General features: G+C 67.0%; 29 protein-coding genes. 18 read left to right on the top strand and 11 right to left on the bottom strand.

The window, feature by feature from the left end; all coding sequences use genetic code 11:
• Positions 1 to 787: 787 nt before the first annotated feature.
• Positions 788 to 1003 carry a dodecin gene (locus tag AGI3411_RS10090; RefSeq protein ID WP_043547296.1) on the bottom strand — a complete coding sequence of 72 codons (216 nt, stop codon included), beginning with the start codon at positions 1001 to 1003 and terminating at the stop codon, positions 788 to 790.
• A gap of 190 nt (positions 1004 to 1193) precedes the next feature.
• On the opposite strand from AGI3411_RS10090, the gene AGI3411_RS10085 reads away from it, so the two are divergent.
• Complete coding sequence (locus AGI3411_RS10085; protein WP_129527227.1) at positions 1194 to 1700, top strand: DUF6496 domain-containing protein; 507 nt, start codon at positions 1194 to 1196, stop codon at positions 1698 to 1700.
• Positions 1701 to 1729: 29 nt separating this feature from the next.
• Here AGI3411_RS10085 and AGI3411_RS10080 read toward each other — a convergent pair whose 3' ends face one another.
• A complete protein-coding gene (locus AGI3411_RS10080) occupies positions 1730 to 2635 on the bottom strand; it encodes a LysR family transcriptional regulator (protein ID WP_129527226.1) in 906 nt (301 codons plus the stop codon).
• Positions 2636 to 2747: 112 nt separating this feature from the next.
• Here AGI3411_RS10080 and AGI3411_RS10075 point away from each other — a divergent pair, with 112 nt between their 5' ends.
• The 3 genes from AGI3411_RS10075 to AGI3411_RS10065 all read left to right on the top strand — a co-directional run bounded on the left by AGI3411_RS10075 (position 2748) and on the right by AGI3411_RS10065 (position 4964).
• Positions 2748 to 3542: an SDR family NAD(P)-dependent oxidoreductase gene (locus tag AGI3411_RS10075; protein WP_129527225.1), complete on the top strand. Its 795-nt coding sequence runs from the start codon at positions 2748 to 2750 to the stop codon at positions 3540 to 3542.
• A gap of 20 nt (positions 3543 to 3562) precedes the next feature.
• Positions 3563 to 4576 carry a zinc-binding alcohol dehydrogenase family protein gene (locus AGI3411_RS10070; RefSeq protein ID WP_129527224.1) on the top strand — a complete coding sequence of 338 codons (1014 nt, stop codon included), beginning with the start codon at positions 3563 to 3565 and terminating at the stop codon, positions 4574 to 4576.
• 130 nt (positions 4577 to 4706) lie between these two features.
• Positions 4707 to 4964 carry a hypothetical protein gene (locus AGI3411_RS10065; RefSeq protein ID WP_244240308.1) on the top strand — a complete coding sequence of 86 codons (258 nt, stop codon included), beginning with the start codon at positions 4707 to 4709 and terminating at the stop codon, positions 4962 to 4964.
• A gap of 14 nt (positions 4965 to 4978) precedes the next feature.
• On the opposite strand, the gene AGI3411_RS10060 is transcribed toward AGI3411_RS10065, so the two are convergent.
• Positions 4979 to 5335 (bottom strand): hypothetical protein, encoded by a 357-nt coding sequence (locus AGI3411_RS10060; RefSeq protein WP_129527223.1) that lies wholly within the window; start codon positions 5333 to 5335, stop codon positions 4979 to 4981.
• Between the two features lie 87 nt (positions 5336 to 5422).
• Entirely contained in the window at positions 5423 to 6331 is a 909-nt protein-coding gene (locus AGI3411_RS10055; RefSeq protein WP_129527222.1) for an aldose epimerase family protein, read from the bottom strand.
• Between the two features lie 174 nt (positions 6332 to 6505).
• Between AGI3411_RS10055 and mutS the strand changes: the two genes are divergently transcribed.
• The 3 genes from mutS to AGI3411_RS10040 all read left to right on the top strand — a co-directional run bounded on the left by mutS (position 6506) and on the right by AGI3411_RS10040 (position 10780).
• The gene (gene mutS, locus AGI3411_RS10050) at positions 6506 to 9175 is read left to right on the top strand and encodes a DNA mismatch repair protein MutS (protein ID WP_425265332.1); all 2670 of its coding nucleotides are present in this window, start codon (positions 6506 to 6508) and stop codon (positions 9173 to 9175) included.
• On the top strand, positions 9172 to 10365 hold the full coding sequence (locus AGI3411_RS10045) for a ribosomal protein uL16 3-hydroxylase (protein ID WP_129527220.1): 1194 nt from the start codon (positions 9172 to 9174) through the stop codon (positions 10363 to 10365). Before mutS ends, AGI3411_RS10045 begins: the two co-directional genes overlap by 4 nt.
• Positions 10366 to 10582: 217 nt before the next feature.
• Entirely contained in the window at positions 10583 to 10780 is a 198-nt protein-coding gene (locus tag AGI3411_RS10040; protein ID WP_129527219.1) for an endopeptidase, read from the top strand.
• A gap of 187 nt (positions 10781 to 10967) precedes the next feature.
• Here AGI3411_RS10040 and bamC read toward each other — a convergent pair whose 3' ends face one another.
• The 4 genes from bamC to AGI3411_RS10020 all read right to left on the bottom strand — a co-directional run bounded on the left by bamC (position 10968) and on the right by AGI3411_RS10020 (position 14446).
• Entirely contained in the window at positions 10968 to 12092 is a 1125-nt protein-coding gene (bamC, locus tag AGI3411_RS10035; RefSeq protein ID WP_165359128.1) for an outer membrane protein assembly factor BamC, read from the bottom strand.
• A gap of 17 nt (positions 12093 to 12109) precedes the next feature.
• Positions 12110 to 13015, bottom strand: a complete 906-nt coding sequence (gene dapA / locus AGI3411_RS10030) for a 4-hydroxy-tetrahydrodipicolinate synthase (protein ID WP_129527218.1) — start codon at positions 13013 to 13015, stop codon at positions 12110 to 12112.
• An 87-nt stretch (positions 13016 to 13102) separates the two neighbouring features.
• Positions 13103 to 13750, bottom strand: coding sequence for a site-2 protease family protein (locus AGI3411_RS10025; protein WP_129527217.1), 648 nt, complete (start codon positions 13748 to 13750; stop codon positions 13103 to 13105).
• Between the two features lie 69 nt (positions 13751 to 13819).
• A complete protein-coding gene (locus tag AGI3411_RS10020; protein ID WP_129527216.1) occupies positions 13820 to 14446 on the bottom strand; it encodes an L-threonylcarbamoyladenylate synthase in 627 nt (208 codons plus the stop codon).
• Positions 14447 to 14532: 86 nt separating this feature from the next.
• On the opposite strand from AGI3411_RS10020, the gene ypfJ reads away from it, so the two are divergent.
• From ypfJ to AGI3411_RS10005, 3 genes are all read left to right on the top strand, one after another.
• Positions 14533 to 15387: a KPN_02809 family neutral zinc metallopeptidase gene (gene ypfJ, locus AGI3411_RS10015; RefSeq protein ID WP_129527215.1), complete on the top strand. Its 855-nt coding sequence runs from the start codon at positions 14533 to 14535 to the stop codon at positions 15385 to 15387.
• Positions 15388 to 15570: 183 nt separating this feature from the next.
• Complete coding sequence (locus tag AGI3411_RS10010) at positions 15571 to 16107, top strand: hypothetical protein (RefSeq protein ID WP_129527214.1); 537 nt, start codon at positions 15571 to 15573, stop codon at positions 16105 to 16107.
• Complete coding sequence (locus AGI3411_RS10005; RefSeq protein ID WP_129527213.1) at positions 16104 to 16868, top strand: DUF1828 domain-containing protein; 765 nt, start codon at positions 16104 to 16106, stop codon at positions 16866 to 16868. The genes AGI3411_RS10010 and AGI3411_RS10005 overlap by 4 nt, the downstream gene beginning before the upstream one ends.
• Positions 16869 to 16876: 8 nt before the next feature.
• Here the strand turns inward: AGI3411_RS10005 and AGI3411_RS10000 are convergent, their stop codons facing one another.
• Together AGI3411_RS10000 and AGI3411_RS09995 are read right to left on the bottom strand one after the other, a co-directional pair.
• A complete protein-coding gene (locus AGI3411_RS10000) occupies positions 16877 to 17149 on the bottom strand; it encodes a hypothetical protein (protein ID WP_129527280.1) in 273 nt (90 codons plus the stop codon).
• A gap of 439 nt (positions 17150 to 17588) precedes the next feature.
• Complete coding sequence (locus AGI3411_RS09995; protein WP_129527212.1) at positions 17589 to 18335, bottom strand: ArsR/SmtB family transcription factor; 747 nt, start codon at positions 18333 to 18335, stop codon at positions 17589 to 17591.
• Between the two features lie 85 nt (positions 18336 to 18420).
• Between AGI3411_RS09995 and AGI3411_RS09990 the strand changes: the two genes are divergently transcribed.
• Positions 18421 to 19680: an MFS transporter gene (locus tag AGI3411_RS09990; protein ID WP_129527211.1), complete on the top strand. Its 1260-nt coding sequence runs from the start codon at positions 18421 to 18423 to the stop codon at positions 19678 to 19680.
• Here the strand turns inward: AGI3411_RS09990 and AGI3411_RS09985 are convergent.
• Positions 19640 to 20272 (bottom strand): FMN-binding negative transcriptional regulator, encoded by a 633-nt coding sequence (locus AGI3411_RS09985; RefSeq protein WP_165359140.1) that lies wholly within the window; start codon positions 20270 to 20272, stop codon positions 19640 to 19642. The genes AGI3411_RS09990 and AGI3411_RS09985 overlap by 41 nt on opposite strands.
• A 198-nt stretch (positions 20273 to 20470) precedes the next feature.
• Between AGI3411_RS09985 and AGI3411_RS09980 the strand changes: the two genes are divergently transcribed.
• The 7 genes from AGI3411_RS09980 (at position 20471) to AGI3411_RS09955 (ending at position 25726) form a co-directional block, all read left to right on the top strand.
• Entirely contained in the window at positions 20471 to 21166 is a 696-nt protein-coding gene (locus AGI3411_RS09980; RefSeq protein ID WP_129527210.1) for a DUF3313 domain-containing protein, read from the top strand.
• 155 nt (positions 21167 to 21321) lie between these two features.
• A complete protein-coding gene (locus AGI3411_RS30080) occupies positions 21322 to 21489 on the top strand; it encodes a hypothetical protein (RefSeq protein WP_165359127.1) in 168 nt (55 codons plus the stop codon).
• Positions 21486 to 22103: a YiiX family permuted papain-like enzyme gene (locus tag AGI3411_RS09975; protein ID WP_129527209.1), complete on the top strand. Its 618-nt coding sequence runs from the start codon at positions 21486 to 21488 to the stop codon at positions 22101 to 22103. Before AGI3411_RS30080 ends, AGI3411_RS09975 begins: the two co-directional genes overlap by 4 nt.
• 86 nt (positions 22104 to 22189) lie before the next feature.
• On the top strand, positions 22190 to 22618 hold the full coding sequence (locus AGI3411_RS09970; protein ID WP_129527208.1) for a VOC family protein: 429 nt from the start codon (positions 22190 to 22192) through the stop codon (positions 22616 to 22618).
• Between the two features lie 99 nt (positions 22619 to 22717).
• Positions 22718 to 23620, top strand: coding sequence for a LysR family transcriptional regulator (locus AGI3411_RS09965; protein WP_129527207.1), 903 nt, complete (start codon positions 22718 to 22720; stop codon positions 23618 to 23620).
• 185 nt (positions 23621 to 23805) lie between these two features.
• Positions 23806 to 24744: a hydroxymethylglutaryl-CoA lyase gene (locus AGI3411_RS09960; protein ID WP_129527206.1), complete on the top strand. Its 939-nt coding sequence runs from the start codon at positions 23806 to 23808 to the stop codon at positions 24742 to 24744.
• Between the two features lie 10 nt (positions 24745 to 24754).
• Positions 24755 to 25726: an SMP-30/gluconolactonase/LRE family protein gene (locus AGI3411_RS09955; RefSeq protein ID WP_165359126.1), complete on the top strand. Its 972-nt coding sequence runs from the start codon at positions 24755 to 24757 to the stop codon at positions 25724 to 25726.
• Positions 25727 to 25783: the final 57 nt, after the last annotated feature.

Genomic DNA, 25783 nt, shown 5'->3' with positions numbered 1-25783 from the left:
GCGGGCCAGGAACCAGACTTGGTGTCAGACACCCCGGGAACGATGCTGGTGTCAGACACCCGGAAGCACTGGCTTCAGCTTGGGTAAGCGTCTCGTAAGGGTGTCAGACACTGCCGAGATGTCGGAGACTGCACAGGCGTCGGACACCGCGCGATCCAAGATCCGACCGTGGCCCCGCGCCGATGGCGCGGGGCCACTTATCCCCGCCAACTGTGGAGAAGCTTGAGGACAGCCTTGGGGCAGACCCAAAATCCCCTGTCGCAGCAAGCACTTGCAAGGGCCGGTCAAAAAATGCGCAATCCTGCTTTTGGATGACTTTTGGCGCACTTATCCACTAAAACCCCGGCCGCGCAGGCGCATTGGGGGCGCGCCCGCCGCCCATGTGGATTTGTCCCCGCGTTCTGTGGAAAAGCATGAGGACAGTATGAGGGCAGGTCGGGATTCCCCTTGCAGATCAATGGCCTGCAAGGGGTGGTCAAGAAAGGCTCAAACGCCGTTGCGCGGCAGGCCGGTTGTCCCCGGGAAATGTGGATAAGCCTGAGGACAGCCTGCGGGCAGCCTGCAAAAAGCCTTACGGGCCAATGACTTGGAACTGTCGGGCAAGAAACGCGCAACACCGCCTGTTCGCCCGCCTGCCGGCGGAGCGGCCAAGCGCGCGCCAAGACCACGCCCCGCTTGTCCCCACTGAATGTGGACAAGCCTATGAACAGTCCGCTAACAAGCCGGAAAAGCCCTTATCCGACAATCACTTGGAAGGCATGCGCAAGAAAGAAGCAGCGGCGCGGACTCAGCTGTTCCCCTCCAGGCGCATGCCGATCTTCAAGCCGACCTGCCAGTACGCCACCTTGCCGTCCTTGATGTGGCCACGCACCTCGGTGACCTCGAACCAATCCAGATTGCGCAGCGTCTCGGATGCGCGCTCGATGGCTTGAGAGATGGCGTCATCGGTGGACTTGGTGGATGAACCCACCAAATCGATTTGCTTGTAGACATGATTCGACATAGCTCGTCTCCGCGAAGGGGGGTGAGTCGTGAATCGTCGGCCTGGCGGCGATGTTCCGGCGCTTACGACCGGCAATCCATTCGAACACACAGCATACGCCCACGGCGCTAGAGTGGTGTTACGAGTTCCGTCGCGCCGGACTCGGCGCAGGCGGAGCGGGTTTCCGCAACGCAAGCAAGGAGGTATCGCCATGCCTGAACGAAAAACCCTGGAACGAGCGGCGCGCGACAAACGTCAGGGCAAATCCGCGTCCACACAGGCGGGAGAGTTCATCCGCGAGGAAATCGAACACGTGCGCGAAGGCAAGCACGGCGTCCGATCCACCAAACAGGCCATCGCGATCGGCCTGTCCAAGGCCCGCCGCGCCGGCGTCAAGCTGCCCGCCCCCAAGAAGGCGAGCACCGCCACGAAGCGCAAAGCCGCGCAAGACAGCCGGGCGGCCAGCGATGGCCATGCCAAATCCGCCACCCGCGCCCGGTCCACCACGACCGCGCTGAAACGTGAGGGCACGAAGCCCGCGTCGCGTTCGGCGCTGTCCCGGCAGGCCAGCACCGCCGCCGCCAAGCGCAGCGCGGCAGCCCGTTCGGCCGCGGCCCGTAAAGGCGCCGCGACCAAGGGCGCCGCCGGCCGGTCGGCAGCCGCCAAGAAAGCGGCCCGCACCCGCGCGGCCAACCGGGCCAGCCATGCGCACCATTGAGCCGTACCGCGTGCCGTCGGGTGGCGGCGCTAGCCCGCCTCGAACTGCCTGAAGCGTTCCTGCAGGAATTCGCGCAGGCGCCGGACGGCCGGCGACAGCAGCATGCGGTGCACGCAAAGCAGGTACAGCGGCGACGGTTCGCTGGTGTAGTCGGCCAAAGCCTCGACGAGCCGCCCCGCGCGCAGATCCGACAGCACGTCATAGCGCGATTTGTAGGCCACGCCGTGGCCCGCCAGCGCCCATCGGCGCACGAGCTCGCCGTCATCTCCCACGCGATCGCCCTTGACCGGCACTGTCAGGGTGGAGCCGTCGGGGCGCAGGAAGCTCCAGCGGTCATGCAGCGTTTCACCCAGCACGAACGACAGGCAGTTGTGGCGGCGCAAGTCCGCCGGCGCCTGCGGCATGCCGTGGCGCGCAAAATAGGCGGGCGAGGCGCAGACCACGCGGCGGTTGTGCTCGGACAGCGGCAGGGCGACCAGCCCCGAGTCGCTGGGCTTGCCGTAGCGCACCGCCAAGTCGACCGGCTGACGGTACAGATCGGCCAGGCGGTCGCTGATGCGCACCTGGAAACTGACGCGGGGATGCCGCTGCTGGAACTCGTCGAGCCAGGGCAGCAGCACGTGCCGGCCCAGGTCCGACGGGATCGACACGGAAAGAGCGCCCGAGATCTCCGTCTTGCTGCGCGCCACGGCGTTCTTGCCGGCTTCCAGCGTCGAAATGGCCGAACGGGCGTACTCGAGGTAGCGTTCACCGTCGCCCGTCAGCCTCAGGCTGCGCGTGGAGCGCACGAACAGCCGCGCCTCCAGGGCCTGCTCCAGGCGCTTGAGCGCGGCGCTGGCCGCCGCCGGCGTCAGGTCCAGTTCGCGCGCCGCGGCCGAGAAACTGCCCTGGTCCGCCGCGGCCAGAAAGATCTTGAGGTCCTCGAACCGCACCATGCCTGGTCTCATTTTCAACGAATGTTTGAAACTGACTGCGATGCTAGCCCGTTTTTCATCGCCGCGGACTGGGTAATCATGCTTCTGTTCCCGACAAGCAAGGAGTCACCGCATGAACATCGAACTCAACGGCAAGAAAGCCCTGGTCACCGGATCGTCCGGCGGCATCGGGCTGGCGATTGCCTTCGGCCTGGCCCAGGCGGGCGCGCAGGTCGTGCTGCATGGCCGCAACGCCACCAAGCTAGCGCAGGCCGCCGAAACCATCGCCAGGCAGCTTCCCTCCGCGCAAATCAGCACCGTCCAGGCCGACCTGGCCACGGCCAACGGCGCGGCCTCGATCTCGGCCGCGCATCCCGACGTGGACATCCTGATCAACAATGCCGGCTACTTCGCGCCCAAGTCCTTCACGGAAATCACCGACGACGACTGGCAGTACATGCTGGACGTGAACCTCATGAGCGGCGTGCGGCTGTCGCGCTACTACCTGCCCCGCATGCTGGCCGCCGGCTGGGGCCGCATCGTCTTCATCTCCAGCGAATCGGCGGTGCAGATTCCCGCCGAAATGATCCACTACGGCGTCAGCAAGACGGCGATGCTGGGCGTGTCGCGCGGGCTGGCCGAACTGACCGCGGGCACGGGCGTCACGGTCAACGCCGTGCTGCCCGGCCCCACGCGCTCCGAAGGCGTGGCGGACTTCTTCGCCGAAATGGCCAAGGAGCAAGGCGTCACGCAGGACGACATGGAACGCGACTTCATCGCCCAGCACCGCCCGACGTCGCTGCTGCGCCGCCTGGCCACGGTGGAAGAAGTGGCCAACATGGTCGTCTATGCCAGCTCGACCCAGGCCTCCGCCACCAACGGCGCCGCGTTGCGCGTGGACGGCGGCGTCGTCCGCTCCATCCTTTGACCCTAGCCCGAGTGCCCTCCATGAAAGCCATCGCCTACTTCAAGAACCTGCCCGCCGATCACCCGGAGGCTCTGCAAGACATTACCGCCGCCGATCCCGTTCCCGGCGACCGCGACCTGCTGGTAGAGGTCCGCGCCATCTCCGTCAACCCGGTGGACGTGAAGATCCGCGCCAACCGCAAGCCCAAGGACGGCCAGCCGGAGATCATCGGCTGGGACGCCGCCGGCGTTGTGCGGGCCGTCGGCGCCAAAACCAGCCTGTTCAAGCCCGGCGACCGGGTCTGGTACGCGGGCGCGCTGACCCGCCCCGGCGCCAATAGCGAACTGCACGCCGTGGACGAGCGCATCGTGGGCGCGATGCCGGCCAGCCTAGACTTCGCTCAGGCCGCCGCGCTGCCGCTGACCACCATCACCGCATGGGAATTGCTGTTCGACAGGCTGCGCGTGCTGGACAACCGCGCCCCCAGCCAGCGCAGCCTGCTCGTCATCGGCGCCGCCGGCGGCGTGGGATCGATTCTGGTGCAACTGGCCCGCCAACTGACGGGCCTGACGGTGATCGGCACCGCGTCCCGGCCGCAGACGCAGGCCTGGGTCCGCGAGCTGGGCGCGCACCACGTCATCGATCACACCCAGCCCTTGACCGAGGAACTCAAGCGCATCGGCTTCGATCATGTCAGCGACATCGCCGCGCTGACCCACACCGACCAGCACTTCCCGCAGATCGCCGAAGCGATCGCGCCGCAAGGCAGGGTCGCCCTGATCGACGATCCCGCCGCCATCGACGTGCGGCTGCTCAAAGCCAAGTCGGCGTCGCTGTATTGGGAGTTCATGTTCGCCCGGCCCCTGCACGATACGCCCGACCTCATCGCCCAGCACGAGCTGCTGAACCAGGCGGCCCGGCTGATCGACAACGGTACGCTGCGCACAACGCTGGGCGAACACTACGGCAAGATCAATGCGGAAAACCTGCGCCGCGCCCACGCGTTCATCGAAAGCGGCAAAGCGCGGGGCAAGGTGGTGCTGGAGGGGTTCTAGCCCCAGGCCTGCGGCGGCGCCCCGCCCGGCATGGGCGGGGCATCTCGCAATTGCGGAAAGAAAGCAGTAAAAACTCGTCTGCGCGCAACGCCATAGGGAGTTTCCTCTGCTTGATCACCTTTTCGGCCAGATGCTTGAACCCATTCTGTGGGCAATGGTGGCCTTCACCCTGCTGATGCTCAGGCTCGCCCCGCTGCAAGGCTGGAAGGCCGCCGCCGTCGCGGGAATCACCGCGGGCCTGGTTTTCGACACGATCCAATTCCGCGTGGGGCCTCCCCGCATGTGGGACACGATGGTGCTGGGGTCGGTGCTGGCAGCCCTGCTCGCGGCCGCCACGCTGGAACTGCTGTTCCACCTGTTGCGCCGCTCGGGCGCCGAGCGCGCCTGAGCGCGGCTTCCTGCCTAGCCCTGCCCTTCGCGCCTGGCGCGGGCGTGGGGGTCCTTGATCTCGATTTCCAGTTCGGCGATCAGCCATTCGAACCAGCCGTTCTCGCTGCGCGCGTAGACCGCGGCGGCCGGCGTCTTGCCATCACGCCAGCCCGGCTGGTGGGCATCCATCCAGGCGGACAGGCTCTTGTGCGGCGCCAGCAGGCCAGACAGCCACGACCAGACGTAGTCGGGCACGTTGCGGCGGAATCCCTTGGCGCAGGCGTAGATAGTGGGCCCAAGCGGCAGGTTGCCGGCCCGGGCCATCCTTGCCTGCACCCGGCGCAGCGTCTCGGCAGCGGCCTGCAATTGTTCGGTGCTGAGCTTTTTCACGTAACGACTCCCTAGACTTGGATTGCCCGGATTATCGCCGCAGGCGGCGGCGCTTTCAAAGCACTGCATGCGTCCTTGCCCCGCCGCTCAGCCGCGCGCCGCGCGGGGCACGGCCAAGCCCAGCAAGGCGGTCGCGCTGAAACGCGCGCCGGGCTCCAGTACCCGCATGCCGGTCCGCGTGTCGCCGCCCGCTGCCAGATTAAAGGCGTCCGCCACATTGGTCACCGGCTCGACGCACAGGAAATCGGCGCCTGGAGCGGTATACACCACAAGGTGCGCAAAAGCCGGGTCGGCATGCAGCGCCAACTGGTGTCCGTCAGGCCAGTGCAGGGTGGCGCGCCCTTCCCATTGCGATAGGTAGGTATCGCAGCCTTCGGCCGACCGCCGCAGCTCGCGCACATGCCCGGTCTGGCTGCCTGCCGGCATGCCGTCCGCATCCGCGGGCCACAGGCGCCGCGCGTGCAGCGTGACCCGCTGCGCCGTGAAGTACGGATGCAGCCCCAGGCCGAAGGGCATCGGCGCGTGGCCCAGGTTGACGATGGCCAGGGCCACGCTCAGGCCGCGCGCGTCGAGCCGGTAGCGCTGCACGCATTCGAACGCCCAGGGCCAGCCCAGCACGCCGGCCGGCTGCTCCAGCACCAGATCGACGCGGTCTTCGGCGTGGTCGCGCACCCGCCAGGACTGATAGAGGCCCGCGCCATGGATCGCATGCGGCCGGCCGGGCAAAGACGCCAACACGTGCCTGGCGCCGTCGAAGGTGAATACACCGTCCCGGATGCGGTTGGCATAGGGCGCAAGCGGATAGGCCCCCGCGCGCGGCCACTTCGCCGCCGGCCATTCGGTGGCGGTCAGCGGCACGATCCAATCGTGCCCGCCCGTGGAAAGGCGCGTCAGGCGGCCGCCGCCATCCGGCGCGAACTCGGCCTGGTGCGCGCCGCTGGCGATGGTGACGCGCACGCTGGCGTCCAGCGCCGCGAGTACGGGGAAATCCTGCATTTCTGTACGGCTCCGGCGGCAATAACAGGGCCGCGCGCTGCGATTGTGCCGCCGGCGTCCAGCGGCTGCAAGCCTCCCGGGCGCATCGTGCCGCGGGCGGTTCCGGACTGCGCCGCGGCCCCGAAAAAACCACCGGCGCCCGCAGCCGCTCGCCCGCCCGATACAATCACGGGCATGAATTCAGCAACGCCACACTCCGCCGCCGACGCCCTTTCGGGCCACACTCCCATGATGCAGCAATACCTCCGCCTGAAGGCGGAGGCAGGTCCTTTGCTGCTGTTCTACCGCATGGGCGACTTCTATGAAATGTTCTACGAAGACGCAGAACGCGGCGCGCGCCTGCTCAACCTGACGCTCACCAAGCGCGGGTCGTCCAACGGCATTCCCATCCCCATGGCCGGGCTGCCCGTGCACGCCATGGAGCAATACCTGGCCCGCCTGGTCGCCATGGGTGAGTCCATCGCCATCTGCGAGCAGATCGGCGATCCGGCCGCCTCCAAGGGCCCCGTCGAGCGCCGCATCGTGCGCATCGTGACGCCCGGCACGCTGACGGACGACGCGCTGCTGCCTGCCAAGGCCGACCGGGCCCTCGCCGCCGCGTTCATCACCGGCTCCGCGCGCGCGCCGCGCGCCGGGCTGGCGTGGCTGAACCTCGCCAGCGGCGAGTTCCGCGTGACCGAATGCGCGCCGGCCCAGCTGGAATCGGAACTGCACCGCGTTGCGCCGGCCGAGGTCATCTGCGCCGATAGCGCGGAATTCGATTTCCCGTTCGAAAGCGCCCGGACCCGCGTGCCCGACTGGCACTTCGAAGCGGACAGCGCGCGCGCCCACCTGCTGGCGCATTTCAAAACCGACACACTGGCGGGCTTCGATGTCGAAGACATGCCGGCCGGCGTCTGCGCCGCGGGCGCCCTGCTGCGCTACGCGGCCCGCACCCAGTCGCAGGCCCTGGCCCATGTGCAGAGCCTGTCCGCGGAGCGCCCCGGCCAGTATGTGCTGCTGGACCCGGTCACGCGACGCAACCTGGAACTGACGCAGACGCTGTCCGGCGAAGACTCGCCGACGCTGTTCTCGCTGCTGGACGGCTGCCGCACCCCGATGGGCAGCCGGCTGCTGCGCCGCTGGCTGCACCATCCGCTGCGCGAGAACGAGCAGGCGCAGGCCCGTCAGCAAGCCATCTCCGCGCTGTTGGCCGGCCGCATGGACGTCGAGCAGACCTTCGGCGCGGCCGGCTTCGGCTCGGCCGGCCTGCTGGAATCCCTGCGCGGCGCGCTGAACGCCTTCCCGGACATCGAACGCATCGCCACGCGCCTGGCGCTGCGCTCGGTGCGCCCGCGCGAACTCGCCAGCCTGCGCGACGCGCTCCAGGCCCTGCCCGCGCTGCGCGACCAGGTCGAACCGATGGCCGACTCGCCCAGGCTGGGCGAACTGGTCTCGCACCTGTCCGTCGATCCGGCGCTGGCCGCGCTGCTGGTGCGCGCCATCGCGGCCGAACCTGCCGTCGCCATCCGCGACGGCGGCGTGCTGGCCGCGGGCTTCGATGCTGAACTGGACGAATTGCGCGCGCTCGCCGCCGACGGCGGCGACTTCCTGGTGCAACTCGAAGCCCGCGAACGCGAGCGCACCGGCATCAGCAACCTGCGCGTGGAGTTCAACCGCGTGCATGGCTTCTATATCGAAGTCACCAAGGGCCAGACGGCGAAGGTGCCGGAAGACTACCGCCGCCGCCAGACGCTGAAGAACGCCGAGCGCTACATCACGCCCGAACTCAAGACCTGGGAAGACAAGGTGCTGTCCGCGCAGGACCGTTCGCTCGCCCGCGAAAAATGGCTGTTCGAACAGCTGCTGGACGTGCTGGCCGAGCACGTGCGCCCGCTGTCGGACTGCGCCGCCGCGCTCGCCGAGCTGGACGCGCTGGCCGCCCTGGCCGACCATGCGCGCCGCCATGACTGGATCGCGCCCGAGCTGTCCGAACAGGCCGACATCGACATCGACGCCGGCCGCCATCCCGTGGTCGAGCACGCGATCGAACGCTTCACGCCCAATGGCTGCCGCCTGGAGCCCGCCCGCCGCATGCTGCTGATCACCGGCCCGAACATGGGCGGTAAATCGACCTACATGCGCCAGGTGGCTCTCATCGTGCTGCTGGCGCGCATCGGCAGCTTCGTGCCCGCGGCGCGCGCGCGCATCGGCAAGATCGACCGCATCTTCACCCGCATCGGCGCGGCCGACGATCTGGCCGGCGGGCGTTCGACGTTCATGATGGAAATGACCGAGGCCGCCGCCATCCTGTCGGCCAGCACGCCCAACAGCCTGGTGCTGATGGACGAGATCGGCCGCGGCACGTCGACCTATGACGGCCTGGCGCTGGCCTGGGCCATCGCCTGCCGCCTGCTGTCGCACAACCGCGCGCTGACGCTGTTCGCGACGCACTACTTCGAACTGACCCGCCTGCCCGCCGAGCAGCCGGCCGCCGCCAACGTACACCTGGCCGCCGCCGAATCCGCGGGCGGCATCGTGTTCCTGCATGAAGTGCGCGAAGGCCCCGCCAGCCGCAGCTACGGTATCCAGGTGGCCCAGCGCGCCGGCGTTCCCGCCGCCGTGATCCGCCAGGCCTCGCGCGAACTGGAGCGTCTGGAAGCCCAGGGCGCGCCCACCCCGCAGCTCGGTCTGTTCTCGGCAGCGGCCGAGGCCGATGCCCAGGCGGATGCCGCCGCCGAACGCTCCGACGCCTTCGAGGCGCTGGACGCCCTGCGCGAAGAACTTGGCAGCATCGACCCCGACAGCCTCACCCCGCGCGAAGCGCTGGATGCCCTCTACCGCTTGAAGAAGCACCTCCAATGAACCTCGACCAACCCTTGACGCTGCTGGGCAACCAGAGTCCCAATGACTTCATGCGCCGCTATTGGCAGCGCAAGCCTCTGCTGATCCGGCAGGCTATCCCCGCTTTCAAACCGCCCGTCACGATCGCCGCCATCAAGAAACTCGCGCGCCGCGACGACGTGGAATCGCGCCTCATCTGGCGCGAGAACGGCGAATGGCAGATGGAGAATGGCCCCTTCGCGCGCCTGCCCAAGGACGACGAAGGCGACTGGACCCTGCTGGTGCAGAGCGTGGACCTCCACAGCGATGCCGCGTCCGAACTGATGCAACTGTTCCGCTTCATCCCCGACGCCCGCCTGGACGACGTGATGATCAGCATCGCCAGCCATGGCGGCGGCGTGGGCCCGCACTTCGACAGCTACGATGTGTTCCTGCTGCAGGCAGCGGGCGAGCGCGAATGGCGCTACGGCCGCCAGAAGGACCTGTCCCTGGAGCCCGGCCTGCCGCTGAAGATCCTGAGCCGCTTCGAGCCCGAGGAGACGGCCGTCCTGGCCCCCGGCGACATGCTCTACCTGCCGCCCCAGGCCGCTCACGACGGCGTCGCGGCGGGCGACGGATGCATGACCATCTCCATCGGCTTTCGCGCCCCCACGCAGGCCACGCTAGCCCGCGGGCTGCTGGAAGCGGCCGCGGACCAGGTCATGGCGCGCGTTGGCCTGCTGGGCGGCCCCTACGGCGAACCCGCTCTGCCCGGCCCGAAGCTCTCCGCGGTCTACCGCGATCCCGGCCAGCCCGCCGTCGACACGCCGGCGGCCCTGCCCGACGCGCTGGTCGCCGCCACGCTGGAAACCGTGGAGAAGCTGCGTTTCGACGAGGCGCTGGCCTCGCGTTTCCTGGGCTGCTGGCTGACCGAGCCCAGCAATCTCAGCGTGTTCGACCCGCCCGAAGGCATGGACGTGGACCTGGAAGAGGACTGGCCCGCATCGGGCCGGCTGGCGCTGGATCGGCGCACCCGCATGCTGTATCGGGGCAAGCAGCTGTTCATCAACGGCGAGACCGCGATGACGCCGGCGGACGCTGCCCTGCGCCGGCTTGCCGATGCGCGCAGCCTGGACTGCGCCGATCCGTCCTGCGCCCGGCTGTCCGACGAGGCGCGCTCCTGCCTCGCGGATTGGCTGGATTCCGGCTGGATCCACTACCGGGCGGCGTAGTATCTGGAAACGGGTCCGTATCAGTCTTGCACAGAACGAAATCAGGTCTGTTCGGCGAGTCACATCAAGAAAGACATAACACGAAGCTGAAAGGTTTGTTGCCGTTGGGAAGCCACCTTTTTAACTTTCACACCGGATCGGCCCGCGTGATCCTGTAGCCTGGATTCTGGTTTCCCCTAACGGGGTTTCAAGAGTCGTCATCTACAGGAGTCTAAAAATGATGAGCAAAACCTTGATTATTGCCTCGGTGCTGGCCGTCGCGCTCAGCGCCTGCAACAAGAAGGAAGATGCTTCGGCGCCCGCGACCAACCCCGCTCCGGGCGCCAGCACGCCTGCCCCCACCACGCCCCCGGCCACCACGCCGGCCCCGGCTCCGGCCCCCGCGCCGGGTGGTTCGACCACGCCCGCTTCCTGATCCGCTCCGAGGCGAACCCCCGCCCTGAGAGGACGTAAAAAGGCCCCGGCAGTTACTGCCGGGGCCTTTTTACGTCGCCCGCCGCGCCGCCCTGAAAACCGGCTGCCGTTGCGGCGGCAAAAAAAGAAGCCCCGCAAGGGGCCTCTTTTCATCCAGCCGGCGCCATGGCGCCAGGCGGGCGTGTGCCTTACATCTTGTCCTTCAGCACGCTCAGCAGACGCTGGGCGGTGGCGCTGTTGTCCCGGGTACCGTTGGCGTCCAGCACCGTCACCGTGGTCTGGTCGCCGGCGGCGGCCAGGTGGATGCGGTACTGCGGCGCCTCGGCCTTCTTGTCGCCCGAGAACATGCGGCTGAAGAAGCCCGGCTGCTCGATCTTCTCGCCCGTGTCGGTATCGACGTAACGGACGAAGTAATCGCCGGAGGAACGGTCGCGATCGTCGACGGCAAAACCACCGCCGTCCAGCGCCACGCCGACACGGCGCCAGGCGCGGTCGAACGATTCGCCGACGATAAGCGACGCGCCCTGCGCGCGGACGTCCTGCTGCACCGCGGGCTTCTGCGGCGCGGCCTCGGCCTGCTGCACCAGCTTGCGGGCGTTGTCCACGTCGGAACCCAGATAGACCATCATGCGGGCCAGCATGGCGGCGTTCAGGCCCGGATCTTCCTTGCCGTTCTGCCATTGCACCTGGCCGCCGTCGGCGCCGACGCGCTTTTCGAGCATCTGGCGGTGGCTGACGTAGATTTCCGTGTGGCCGTTGACGCGCTCGACGCGGGTGCGGAATTTCTCGCGCTCGCCGCTATCCCAGGCCGATTCCAGAATCATGCCCAAGGCCTGGCGCAGCCAGCTTTCCGGGATCTTGGCGCGGTTTTCCGCCCAGTCGGTCTCGATGAGGCCGGCGCTCGGATTGTTGCTGGCCACGGTGAAGCCGGTTTCCGTCCAGAAGTCGACCAGGCGCGGGAACACGTCCTCGGGAGCGCGGTCGACGACGAGCCAGCGCAGATCGCCGTCGCGCTCGACACGCATGTCCGTGCGGGCGGGCAGCACGTTGCTGGTCTTGGGCGCGCTGGCTTGCGCCTCGCCCTGCTGCTGGAACTGCGAATACGTCGTCGAGCCCGAGGCGGGCGCGCGGTAACGTGGATCGCTGTTGGCCTGGGTCAGGTCGGGCGGAATGCTCAGGGGCTCTCCGCGCTGCGTGACGGCGCTCTTGTAATTGACGGACTCTTCATTGCCCAGGAGTTGGTTGACCTCGCTGCAGCCGGCCAACAACACCAGAGACATCAATGCCGACAAACCGGCATGACGTTTGTTCATACGTATCCTCACGATAATTAGAGCAGGCCCGCATCCTGAAGCGCGTCGCGCACCGTTGCGTGGTGCTGCGCTCCCAGTTCCACCAGCGGCAGCCGGTAGCCCAGTGCGCTGCGGCCCATCTCGGCCAACGCCCACTTGACGGGGATCGGGTTGGCTTCAACGAACAAAGCCTTGTTCAGACGCGCCAGGCGTGCATTAAGTTCACGCACCGTGGGCACATTGCCGGCCAGAGCGGCCGCACAGAGGTCACGCATGAGCTTCGGCGCCACGTTGGCCGTCACGGAGATGTTACCGCGCGCGCCCAGCAGGATCAGGGCGGCGGCGGTGGGGTCATCGCCGCTGAAGACCTGGAAGCTGGCGGGCGCCTCGCGCAGCAGCAAACCGCCGCGCGCGATGTCGCCGGTGGCGTCCTTGATGCCGATGATGCCCGGCACCTGCGCCAAGCGCAGGATCGTGTCGTTGCTCATGTCGGCAACGGTGCGGCCCGGCACGTTGTACAGGATGGTGGGCAGATCGACCGTTTCCGCGACGGTGCGGAAATGGCGGTACAGGCCTTCTTGCGAAGGCTTGTTGTAGTACGGAACGACCGACAGGCCGGCCTGCGCGCCGACGGCCTTGGCATGGCGCGTCAGGTGGATGGCTTCGTCGGTAGAGTTGGCGCCCACCCCCGCGATGACCGGAATGCGGCCCGCGGCGTGTTCGACGGCAACGCGGATCAGCTCCGCGTGTTCTTCCATGGAGACCGTGGGCGATTCCCCGGTGGTGCCCACCACCACCAGCGCGTCGGTTTCTTCCTGGACGTGCCAGTCGATCAACGACCGGTAGGCAGCGTAATCGAGGCTGCCGTCGGGCTGCATTGGGGTGACCAGGGCCACCATGCTGCCCTGGAAATTAACGCCTGCGGCGGTTGCAGGGGATGCCATAAATGTAGGGCTCCAAGGCCCCGCGGCAGGATGCCCCAAGGCCAGAATCAGTGAAACTGCTGAGTTTAACGGATATTGGCCGAAATCTTATAAGAACCATTGAACGATTGTCGTTCCCAAACCGAGCACCGGCCGCATCAAAAGCCAGAGCACATCCGTCACCAGCAGGACGACGACGATCACCAGGCCATACGGCTCGATTTTCGAGTACTGCCAGGCCAGGCGGTTGGGCAGCAGGCTGAAAAGGATACGTCCCCCGTCCAGGGGCAGGATGGGCAGCAGGTTCAGCGCCATCAGCACCAGGTTGACGTTCACGCCGGCCACGGCCATTTCGAACCAGAATGTTTCCTGCAGGCCCGATTCCAGGAACAGGCGCAGCGAAAACGCCCACAGGATCGCCATGAGCAGGTTGGCGGCGGGACCGGCCAGCGCCACCCAGAGCATGTCCTGCTTGGGCCGGCGCAGACGGCCGAAGTCCACCGGCACCGGCTTGGCCCAGCCGAACAGCATGCCCGGGCTGCCCAGCAGCTTGGACGCCAGCAGGATCGCCACCGGCACCAGCAATGTGCCGACGGGATCGATGTGCCGCGCGGGGTTCAGGCTGATACGGCCGGCCTGGTGGGCCGTCGGGTCGCCGAACATGCGCGCGACGAAGCCGTGCGCGGCCTCGTGCAGGGTGATGGCGAAGATAACCGGTATCGCGTAGACCGCAATGGTTTGGATGATGTCGTTCATGGCGAACCGGATTGTAGATGAGGCGCGAGCCGGCGCAGAGCGGCTCGCGGGGCGTTGCGGCCGGCGCGGTCAGGCAAGGCCCAGCGTCGCCGGATCGCCGCGACCCACGCGCACCACCACCGGCTCTTCGCTGGTGAGGTCGATCACGGTGGTCGGCGATTGCGGGCAGGCGCCCGCGTCGATGATGGCCGCCAGGGAGTGTTCGTAGCGTTCGCGGATATCTTCCGCATCGTTCAGCGCTTCGGACTCGTCCTTGGGAATGAGCGTGGTGGACAGCAGCGGTGCCCCCACCTGCTCCAGCAGGCCCAGCATGACCGGATGGTCGGGCACGCGGATGCCGATGGTCTTGCGCGAAGGATGCGACACGCGCCGCGGCACTTCCTTGGTGGCTTCCAGGATGAACGTCCAGGGGCCGGGCGTCGCGGCCTTCAGCAGGCGGTACTGGCGGTTGTCCACGCGTGCGAAGTGGCCAATTTCGGCCAGGTCGCGGCAAAGAAGGGTGAGATGGTGGCGTTCATCCAGCCCCCGCAGCCGGCGCAATCCATCGGCGGCGTCCTTGTCGTCCAGGCGGGCGACGACCGCGTAGCTGGAGTCTGTGGGAACGGCCACGAGGCCACCGTCGGTAAGCCATTGGGCCGCCTGCTTGAGCAGGCGTGGTTGCGGATTCGCGGGGTGAATGGAGAAATACAGAGCCATGGGTTTATCCTAACACTCTTGAAGGTCGCCCAGTGAAGAACGGCGATGCAAAATGGCGGGAACGCCGACCCGCCCGGAGAAACAGAATGCGCCTTGATAACTCGCGCCAGAGCGACAATGTTGAAGACCGCCGCGCCAGCGGCCCGCGGATCGGCGGACGAGGCACCATCGGCATCGGTACGATAGTACTGGCCCTGGTCGCCATGTACTTCGGCGTCGATCCCAGCGTGGTCCTGCAAATGGCCGAAGGCCCGCCCGCCACGCAGCAGGAAGGGCCGGCCGCGCGCCCGCCCGCCAACGATCCCCAGGCCATCTTCGTATCGAAGGTGCTGGGCGAAACCGAGGACACCTGGAGCGCCATTTTCCAGAAGGACCTGAACCGCCAATACGAACCGCCCAAGCTGGTGCTGTTCCGCGGCGCCACGCCCACGGCCTGCGGCACCGGCCAATCGGCGATGGGGCCGTTCTACTGCCCAGGCGACAGCAAGGTCTACATCGACCTGGCCTTCTTCGATGAATTGCAGAACCGCTTCAAGGCGCCGGGCGATTTCGCCCAGGCGTACGTGATCGCGCACGAGGTCGGGCACCATGTTCAGCACCTGCTGGGCATTTCGGACCAGGTGGACAATCTGCGCCGGCGCAACCCCTCGCAGGCCAATGCGCTGTCGGTGCGCATGGAACTGCAGGCGGACTGCTTCGCGGGCCTGTGGGCGCAGCGCGCCAACGCGGCGCGCAACATACTTGAAGGCGGCGACGTCGAAGAGGCGCTGGGCGCGGCCACCGCGATCGGCGACGACCGCCTCCAGAAGCAGAGCCAGGGTTACGTGGTGCCCGACGCGTTCACGCATGGTTCGTCGGCGCAACGGGTACGCTGGTTCAAGCGCGGCCTGGAAAGCGGCAACATCAAGCAGTGCGACACGTTCTCCGCCTCCTCCTTGTAGGCCCGCGCCGGCCCGCCATGCCTGTATATCCATACAGTCTCCAGCAGGGCCGTGTCTCCATCTTGTAAGATTACGCCCCCTCGCCGTGTTGCGCGCGTTTCTCCGCAGCCCCGGCCGAGCGGCGCGGCACGCGCCCGGCCCAATTCGCCGGCGTGCGCATTTCCCAGACCCTAGATCAGTTCCATGGCCAAGAAGTTCGAACCGTTAATCACCGTTGATGAGGTGCAAGAGATCCTTGCCGAACCCAAGGAAACCGTAAAACCGATCGCCTGGATTCCGAAGCCCGCCGCCACTGACCTCCAATGGATGGAATTCGCGAGCGCATGCCGGATCAAGGGGGAAGTGCGCGAAGACGTGATCTTCCGCGCAACCTATCGCGGCGCGCGCACCGTCGTGCATGGCCAGGCCACCATTTTCCTTGCCGAAGCCTTTTGCGCCAGCCTCTTCGTGGGCCCGCACCGCGTGTACGGCGTGGACACCGACGACTCCTTCCACACCAGTCTGGTGGGCGAAGGCCGGCCGCAATTCCGCAAGCCGCTTGCGGACCGCAGCCACGAACACATCTGGGTGGACGACGGCGAAGGCTATGCCGAGCCCGTCGTGCCCGCCCTGTACACCATCGGCGCGCTGATGCAGCACTTCCTGCCGCGGGCGAACCTGACGCTGAACGGCGGCTTCGCGCATCCGCTCAAAGGCCGCCAAATCGAACTGATCCTATGAGCAATTTTCTGGAAGCCTCCGGCTGGACTGTCCTGCCGGCTGGCGAGCATGCCATCCGCGCCGTATCGCCCATGACACTGGGCCTGGACGGGCAGCATGCGGCGTTCTTCATCGCGCACCCCGATGAATCGTCGTTCTACCTGACCGATGCCTGTGAAACCGCGATGCACGCATCGAGCTACGGCATCGAGCTGCCGGCCAAGCGCATCGATCTGCTGAACGAGACGCCTGGCGTAAGCCTGGCGCACTTCGATCGCACGGGCGCCATCGTCGCATCCGGGCCCAACGAACACCTCCAGGAAGCCCTGTGGGATGCGGTGAAGCTGGCGATGGCGCTGTCGTTCCAATGCGCCAAGTGGATGCCCAGATTCAGCCAATTGCGCTTCCGCGCACAGGTGGGCCGCGCGCTGGCTGAAGGCGTGGGCGCGAACCGCCTGGTCAAGGGCGCCCGCGCCAAGGGTAGCAGCGGCCACCCGGCGGATTTTGCGTTCGCGGTGCGCGCGTCCGGCAGCACGGCGCTGACCTACATCGAACCGATCGCCTTGAAGGCCGGCAAGAAGATGGACTGGACCCAGGTCTACCAGACCCACGGCAAGATGTCGGACGTGAAGATGGCCGATGCGCGCAATTCGCGCATGGTCATTCTGGAAGACGGCGCCTCGGCCGACGAGTTCAAGAAGGCCGTGACCATCCTCGAACAATCCGCCAGCGTGCAGACGCTCGCCAAGACGCGCGACTGGCGCGAGGTCTTTTCCGGTTAGGCGCCGCGTCAGGACGGCAGGTTGGTCAGGCCGTCGACGATCTCGCGGCCATGCAGGATGGCCGCATGCACCGCTTCGCGCGGGCTGAAGACGAAGCCGCCCTCGGCAAAGCACGGAACGGGATATTCGTCGCCGCCTTCGAGAACGGCGCCCGCCTGGACCACCATTACCGACGCAATGAATACGGGGCCGCTGGGTGGCGCTTCAACCTCTGCGCCGGCGCCCCGGGACACTTTGGCCGTAAGCCGGTATCCCTTGTAGATCAAGTTGTTCTGATGCACTTCGGATGCCCTCTGTCTACGATCCAGCATACCCCGGCTACCTATGACAGTTCAGATATGTTTTGTAACCCGGGCAGAAAATAGAAACACTGTTGCATCACGGGAATTATGTCCCCGTTTTTCAGCTCCGGCGGAAACGAGACTGGCTCCCGCCCGGACGGTCAAGCCTGACGCGGTCTGCGCGCAAACGCGGAACGCGCCAGGAAGGCCTCCCCGCGCCGATTCACGGGGATTACCCTAAAGCTGTTGCGTATCCACACTTTCGGATGGATTCATGCCCGTCGACTGACGCGCGCCGCCGATGATGCACCGGTCTGCGTCCAGCCCCCAGCGGTAGACGGTTGGACACCGTATGGCCGGCTGCTTGCTTGCGCGGCACGCCCGCCGCATACACCTGGCACTTGCCGCCGGCTTCGCGAACGAGGGGGGCGTGACGGCGTTATGCGGCGACGTTGCTTTCCCCGGGCAGCCAGGCGGCCTCAGGCGCGGCGGACTGCCCGTCAGCCTTGCCGAAGAATGCGGGAAATTGCCGCTCTCCCCGCTTCGTGACGCTGAGCGCGCGCGAATCGAGGTCCTTGCTGATCCAGCCCCGCTGCAGCAGCGCGTCCAGCAAAGCCGCGCCCAACGCGCCGCCGAGATGCGAACGGCGTTCGCTCCAGTCCAGGCACGCGCAGGCAAAGCGCCGACGGCGTTGCCGCGCCTGCGCGACATCCACGCCGACCTGCGCCAGCGCGGCCTCACCCAAAGGCGTCAGTAGGTAGCCGCGGCCGTCGGCCTCGAGCCAGCGCCGGCCCAGCATCGCATCGTGGATGCGCACGGCCAGCGTGCCCGCCATATGGTCGTAGCAGGTACGCGCCTCGCGCAGCACGGAAGGCGTATTGGGTTTGAATGGCGTCCGCTCTGCACCCGCCACCACCAGCAAGGCCTCCAGCGCATGCCCGACCTCGCCATTGGCGAGCCGGTAGTAGCGGTGCTTACCCTGCACGGCCATCTCGACCAGCCCCTGCTCACGCAAACGCTGGAAATGGCCGCTGGCTGTGGATGCGCCGATATCGGCCACCGCCGCCAATTCCGTTGCCGTGCGGGCGCGGCCGTCCAGCAGCACGCACAGCATGCGCGCGCGCGCCGGGTCGGCGATGGCGCTGGCTACCGCGGAAAGATTGATGTCGGCGAACGTGGATTCCATAATTCGCGATTGACCAAAGTATCGTGTGCAGACTCAAGCATACTGCGAGTCATCCAAACAAGACAGCCGGCCCCGCCGGAAACCCATGCGCACCCCTCAGGCATTCTTCGGCTGGACCGTCCTGTACGCCACGTTCGTCCTGGCGGTATTGGGTTGGGGAGTCGGCTTCTACGGCCCGCCGGTATTCCTGCACGCTGTGGCGCAGCGCACCGGCTGGAGTGTCGCGCTCGTGTCCGGCGCCGTCACCTTGCATTTCCTGTGCGGAACGTTCGTCGTCGCCAATCTTCCCCGCCTGTACCGCCGTTTCGGCATACCCGCGGTGACGCTGGGTGGCGCCGTACTGCTCGCACTGGGCGCAAACGGCTGGGCCAGGGCGGGAGAGCCCTGGCAACTCTATGCCGCCGCGCTTTTCAGCGGCATGGGATGGGTAGCCCTCGGCGCCGCCGCGGTCAACGCCCTGATCTCGCCATGGTTCGTCCGGCGCCGGCCCGCCGCGCTGGGGATGGCCTACAACGGCGCCAGCGTCGGCGGCATTGTGTTCTCTCCCCTGTGGGTCTACCTGATCGGCGGAGTGGGCTTCGCGCAGGCCGCCTTGTGGGTAGGCGTGGCGATGGTGGCGGTAGTCGCGGCGCTGTCGTTCAAGGTATTCGCCGTCACGCCGCAGCAACTCGGACAGGCGCCCGACGGCGCGGCCTGCCAGGGCCAGGCGCCCGCTGCGGTGCCCTCGCCTGCGCCCGTGCCCAACCTATGGCGCAACCGCGCCTTTTTGACCTTGGCAGCGGGCATGGCGCTGGGCCTGTTCGCGCAGATCGGACTGATCGCGCACCTGCTGTCGTTGCTGGCGCCGTTGCTGGGCGCTCAGACGGCCGGCCTCGCGATGGGCCTGGCCACAGCCAGCGCCATCGCCGGACGCTCGCTGGTAGGCTGGCTGATGCCGCCCGGCGCCGACCGGCGCAAGGTGGCTGGCCTGGCATACGCCATCCAGATCTGCGGCTCAATGGTCCTGATGCTGGCCGGCGAGCACACATGGGCCGTGTGGCTGGGCGTGCTGCTGTTCGGCTCGGGCATCGGCAACGCGACCTCGTTGCCGCCGCTGATCGCTCAGGCAGAGTTCGCGCGCGAAGACGCGCAGCGCGTGGTGCCGCTGATCGTCGCCATCTCGCAAGGCGCCTATGCGTTTGCGCCCGCTCTGTTCGGCATATTGCGGGCGCTGTCGGAACAGGCCGGGCATTCGTTGTTCTGGTTTTTGGCTACTGCGGCCGGCCTGCAGGCGGCCGCAATCGCGAGCTTCGCGCTCGGCAGCGTCACGCCAGCCCGCCGCGGCGCGCGACCAGCCCGGCCATGACGGCATCGCCCCGCTCGTTCACCAGGCCCTCCACCACGCCTTGCCGGTCGGCCACCGGGCGGTTCTGGCTGACCTTCCACTTGCCCTCGATGCGCGACAGGCGGATCTCCACGCCGACGATCACGCGCATCTGGGCAGCGATGAAATCCGCTGGCGCCTCGTCCACGCGCCAGGGCTGCGCGCGGGCCTTTTCCTGGCTGTCGGTCAGCGCGTCGAGCTGGGCTCGCAGCCACGCCGGATCGTCCTGGATCACCGGAACGCCCCAGGCATGTACCGCGACGAAGTTCCAGGTGGGCACCACCTTGTGCGTCTCTGCCTTGGTTGGATACCACGACGGGGAAACATAGGCCTGCGGCCCATGGAAAACGACCAGGCATTCCCGCCCCGACGCCAGTTCGGCCAGTTGCGGATTGGCGCGGGCCACATGCAGGCGCAACACGCCGCAGGGCCCCTCGGGATAGAGCAGACAGGGAATGTGGTTCGCCATCAGCCCGCCCTCAGCAGATGTCGTGAGCACGCCCAGGGGATGCGCGCGGATGAAATCGTGCTGGACGTCGAGGGAATCTTCACGAAAGGCGGACGGCAGGTACATGGCGGAATCGGCGGTGACGGAAAACCACAACATACCGCTGCCGTGGCCCCATTGCCAGGGCCAGAGATAATTATTTTCATGGAGCCACCAACAGCGCGACGCCCGCTAGCCGCGATAATTAGCGATACGCTCCCGTCTGCACCGTGGTGCCACCCGGCGGCCCATGCCCGGGTGTCATTTTTCCAGAAGGGAGAACGCATGAACACCCATCTCGCCCTGGCCGCCTGCTGCGCGGCCATCGGGCTCGCGGGCTGCACCAACCTGCCCAAGGCCCAGGACTACTCCACGTCCCTGGGCGAAAGCCAGAGCCAGCTCAGGCAGGATCCTCAATGGAACGCCGGCCGGGTCTGGGTGCGCCCCGGCCCGTCGATCGGGAGCCAGTACGACAAGAAGCTCATCCTGGAAAACATGGAATACATCCAGGGCGACCGGCCCGACGATCTGGCCATGCGCAGCGACCCGGCCATGCGCGAACGCGCGCTGGCCTACATGAACGAAGCGCTGCGGCGCGAGTTCGCGCAGTCCGGCTATCAACTGCTGACCTCTCCCGCGCCGCGCGCGATGCGCCTGCGCGCGGCCATCACCGGCACCTTCAGGAACGATCGCGACCCGCGGGCGCTGGAGTACAGCCCCATCGGCTACGTGATCGGACAGACCGCCAAGGTTGCCGGACTGCGGGACCAATCCGCGCGCCTGCTGATCGAAGCCGCGCTGCGCGATGCCAACACCAACGAACTGCTGATCGCATCGGTAGGCACCGTGACGGGCGGCAATCTGCCGCCAGGCCAAAAGCCGACGGCGGACGACGTGCGCGGCGCTATTGACGAATGGGCGCGCCAGGTGCGCGAACAATTCGACCGCATCTGGCAGGACGAAAGGCCCGAAGCCGGATAGGCCCCGCCTTGACGGGAACAATCGCGGGCGGGTTCGGGTCGAAGCGATCCCGCTTTGCTTTCCAATAACACGATGTGATGAATATTGACGTCAACCCTCACTTACCCATGACCACGGCTAATGCTACTGTTCCGCCTGTGCAAGGAGTACATGCAATGGATCAGAAAACCAAGCCCTGGGCTTTTCCCAAACCCCACCCGGAAAACACCCCGCGTGGCGAACGCAACAAGCAGGAGTTCGACGCTCCCGCCCAAGTCAGCAAACCCGCGGCCAAGCCGCGCGCCAAGAAAGCGACGCCGGCCGCAAGCCGGGCCCGCTCATGACACCGCTCGCATGGACACGCGCCGCCGCTGCGGCCGCGCTGTCCATGCTTTCCCTGGCCGCCTCGGCGGCGCCCGCGGTCCAGACGGGCGATCTCGTGTTCCAGCAGTCCCGGTCAGCGCAAAGCCTGGCCATCCAGCAGGCCACGCATTCGCCCTACAGCCACATGGGCATGATCGTGATGCGCCAGGGGCGTCCCTACGTGCTCGAAGCCGCGGCCCAGGTCGGCTACACACCGCTGGCCCAATGGGCGGCGCAAGGCGAACGCGGCCATTACGTGGTCAAGCGCCTGCGCGACACTGCCCGGCTGACGCCAGCGGCGCGCGAACAGCTTGCCGCGGCGGGCGCCGCATTTGCAGGCAAGCCGTACGACCTGGTGTTCGCCTGGTCGGACGAGAAAATCTACTGCTCGGAGCTGGTCTGGAAGATCTACCAGCGCGCACTGGGCGTGGAAATCGGGGCGACGGCGCCGCTCAAGCAGTTCGATCTGCGCTCTTCCGCCGTGCGCGCCAAGATGCAGGAACGCTACGGCGCGGACATCCCCTGGGATGAGCCCATCATCTCGCCTGCCGCCATGTTCGATTCGGCGCTGTTGCTGACGGTCGGCGAGCAATAGCCGCGCGCCCTTGCATCCGCCACGGACCGTCGCCGCGATCGGCGGCGGGATACACTGGAACTTTTCCCCCGCCGGGAGGACTGTCCATGCGCCCCCGCATCACCGTCATCACCCTCGGCGTCGACGACCTGGACGCCGCCCTGCGCTTCTATCGCGACGGCCTGGGCCTGCCCACGCCAGGCATCATCGGCCAAGAGTTCGAACATGGCGCGGTCGTGTTCCTCGACATGCAGCCCGGCCTGCGGCTGGCCCTGTGGCCGCGGGCCAGCATCGCCCACGACACCGGCCTGCCCCTGGGTGCCGCTTCGCCAACCAATCTGACGCTGGGCCACAACGTCGATTCGCGCGAAGAAGTGGACCGCGTCATGGCCAAGGCAAAATCGGCGGGCGCCCGCATCCTCAAGCCCGCCCATGACACGTTCTGGGGCGGTTACGCCGGCTACTTCCAGGACCCCGACGGCCACGTATGGGAAGCTGTCTGGAACCCGGCCTGGGAAACGGACGACGAGGCCTGAGGCTTGCGTCCAGGGGCCGCCAGCCCTACGTGTAATCCCCTAGCCATGCCTTGCGGGACACCCGCTATCCTCGCGGGCAAATATGTCCCGGAAGCCGGCATGAACCTTCGTCTTGATCTCTACACCCTGCAAGTCTTCCTGGCGGTGCTGGAAGAAGGCAGCATCACGGCGGCCGCGACCCGCGAGCATATCGCGCCCTCCGCCCTGTCCAAGCGACTGTCCGAACTCGAGCGCGTGCTGGACGTGCCCCTGTTCCAGCGCCACGCGCGCGGCGTGGAACCCACCAGCGCCGCTCGCGCGCTGGCCCGGCGCGCCCGCACGCTGCTGCACCAGACCCAGGACCTGGCCGACGAAATCCGCGACTACTCGGCCGGCTTGCGCGGGCGCGTCAGGGTGGCTGCCAATCTATCGTCGATCGCCCAGTTCCTGCCCATGGAACTGCGCCGCTTCCTGCTGCAGCATCCCCACGTACAGATCGACCTGGAAGAATCCGTCAGCGCGGGCGTCACCCGCGCGGTGGCGGACAACGCGGCCGACATTGGCGTCTACACGCAGTCCGACGACGAGAACGGCCTGGACATCTTCCCCTACCACCGCGACGTCATGGCCCTGGTCGCGCCCGCCGGGCATCCCTTGTCGGGGCGCGAGCACGTGGCGTTCGCCGACACCCTGGACTACGACCATGTCGGCATGCATCGGGGCAGCGCGGCGAACTACCTCTTCACGCGCGAGGCTGCCTCCATGAACCGCTCGCTGCGGTTGCGCTTCCAGGTCACTTCCTACGATGCCCTGGTGTCCATGGTGCGCGCCGACCTCGGGATCGGAATCGTGCCCGCGAAGGCCTTGTCCGTGTATGCCTGCGATGAACTCTGCGTCATTCCGCTGACCGACGCCTGGGCGCGCCGGCAACTGAAATTGTGCGTGCGCAGCAACGAATCGCTGTCGGGCGCCGTCCGGCTCCTGCTGGACCATCTGATCGCCGAAGCCGCAACGCAGCAATGAATCTGCCGGTTTCCCAAGGCCGGCCGCTTGCGCCATGAGGCATCGCATTTCGCGATACCCCGCCGAACATTCACGAATTGTCCCGCCTATGCCGATCACTGAAGATAGTGACCGACAACGCCGCCCCGGACATCGCCTCGCAGGTCTCTGCGGGCACGCGGTCCGGGCACCAGGAGACAAGCGCCGTGAGCCTTCCAGACCGGGTTGAAATCGTCGAAGTCGGCATGCGCGACGGACTGCAGATCGAGTCCGAATTCGTGCCCACCGATACCAAAGCCGAGATACTGAACGCCCTGATCGACGCGGGCGTCAGGCATTTCGAAGCCACTTCCTTCGTCTCGCCGCGCGCGGTCCCGCAGCTGCGCGACGCCCAGGAAGTCCTGGAGAAAGTGCACAAGCGTGCCGGCGTGGTGCTGGGCGTCCTGGCGCCGAACCGCAAGGGCGTCGAGAACGCGCTGCGGTCGAAAGCGGACGAAATCGTGGTCTTCCTGTCCGCCACGGAAAGCCACAACACCAAGAACCTGAATCGTCCCGTCGAGCAGTCCCTGCGCGATATCGAAGAAATCGCGGAACAGTTGAAAGACCATCCGATCAAGCGCAAGGGCGCCATCGCCGTCGCATTCGGCTGCCCGTTCGAGGGCGACGTGGATCTGGAGCGCATCAAGACCATCTTCGGCCACTTCGCGCGCCTGGGCTTCGACGCGGTCACGCTGGGCGACACCACGGGCATGGCCACGCCCCGGTTGGTGCGCCGCACGGTCGAGGCGCTGCGCGCCGACCACCCCGGCATGAAAATCTCCCTGCACTTCCACAACACCCGAGGCATCGGCCTGGTGAACGTGGTCGAAGGTCTGCGCGCGGGCGTCACTTCCTACGAATCGTCGCTGGCCGGGCTGGGCGGCTGCCCTTTCGCGCCGGGCGCCACAGGCAACATCTGCACCGAAGACCTTGTCTACCTGCTCGACGAAATGGGAGTGGACAGCGGTATCGACCTGCGTGCCCTGATCAACGTGGCGCAACGGCTGGAGAACGTGATCGGCCGCAACCTGCCCGGCCAGTTGATGAAGGCCGGTCCGCGGCTGCATCTGCACGACTATGGCGGCGCTGTCGGCGCGGTCGGCTGAGGAATCGCGCATGGACAGCAAAACGAACACCGGGGTCGTCCAGCTTCCCCTGAGCGCCGTGCGCGAAGCGGGCGTCAATCTGAACCGGCCGGAGTGCGTGCTCAGCACCGCCGCGGGCGACCTGTACGTTTCCGACAAGGCCGGCGGCATCCGCCACATCCAGCCGGGCGGCAGCGCCCGCCTGATCGGCGCACAGGCGGGCCTGATCCCCAACGGCTTCGCCCTGCTGCGCGACGGTTCGTTCGCCATCGCCAATCTGGCCGACGATGGCGGGGTCTGGCGCGTGCAACGCGACGGCGCAGCCGCTCCCCACCTCATGGAGATCGACGGCGTCGGGCTGCCCAGCGTCAATTTCGTCTGGCTGGACGGCCAGGAACGGCTGTGGATCTGCGTGAGCACGGTGCGCAAGGGCGATCACCAGTTCCGCCGCGACATCGCCGACGGCTTCATCGCCGTGCACGATCGCCATGGCACGCGCGTCGTGGCGCAGGACGTGCACTGGACCAACGAATGCCGCATGGATCCCACCGGCACGTACCTGTACGTGAACGAAACCTTCGGCCGGCGCCTGCTGCGCTTCCGCGTCGCGGCGAACGGCGATCTCAGCGAACGGACAGTGATTACCGAGTTCGGCAAAGGCACCTATCCGGACGGCATGGCGGTCGACGAAGCCGGCCATATCTGGGTGATCAGCGTCGTCTCCAACCGCGTCATCCGCGTCAGCCCCCAGGGCGGCCAGCAGATCGTGCTTGAAGACAGCGATGCCGCCCATATCGACAGGCTGGAAGCCGAATACCTGGCCAACCGGCTAAGCCGCCCGATGGTCTATGACAACCACAGCAAGAAACTGCAGAACATCACCAGCATCGCGTTCGGCGGCCCCGACCGCAAGACCGCCTTCATGGGCTGCATCAACGGCTCCAGCCTGGCGGTGTTCGATTCGCCGGTGGCCGGGCTGAAACCCGTGCACTGGAACTGGTAGCCCGCCTTGGCCGCATTCCCCGCCATCCCTCCTGGGTTGGCGGGTCCACATAACCGG

This window comes from Achromobacter agilis (assembly GCF_900496965.1).
Lineage (GTDB): Bacteria > Pseudomonadota > Gammaproteobacteria > Burkholderiales > Burkholderiaceae_B > Achromobacter > Achromobacter agilis.
This window is presented reverse-complemented; position numbering and strand designations above follow the sequence as displayed.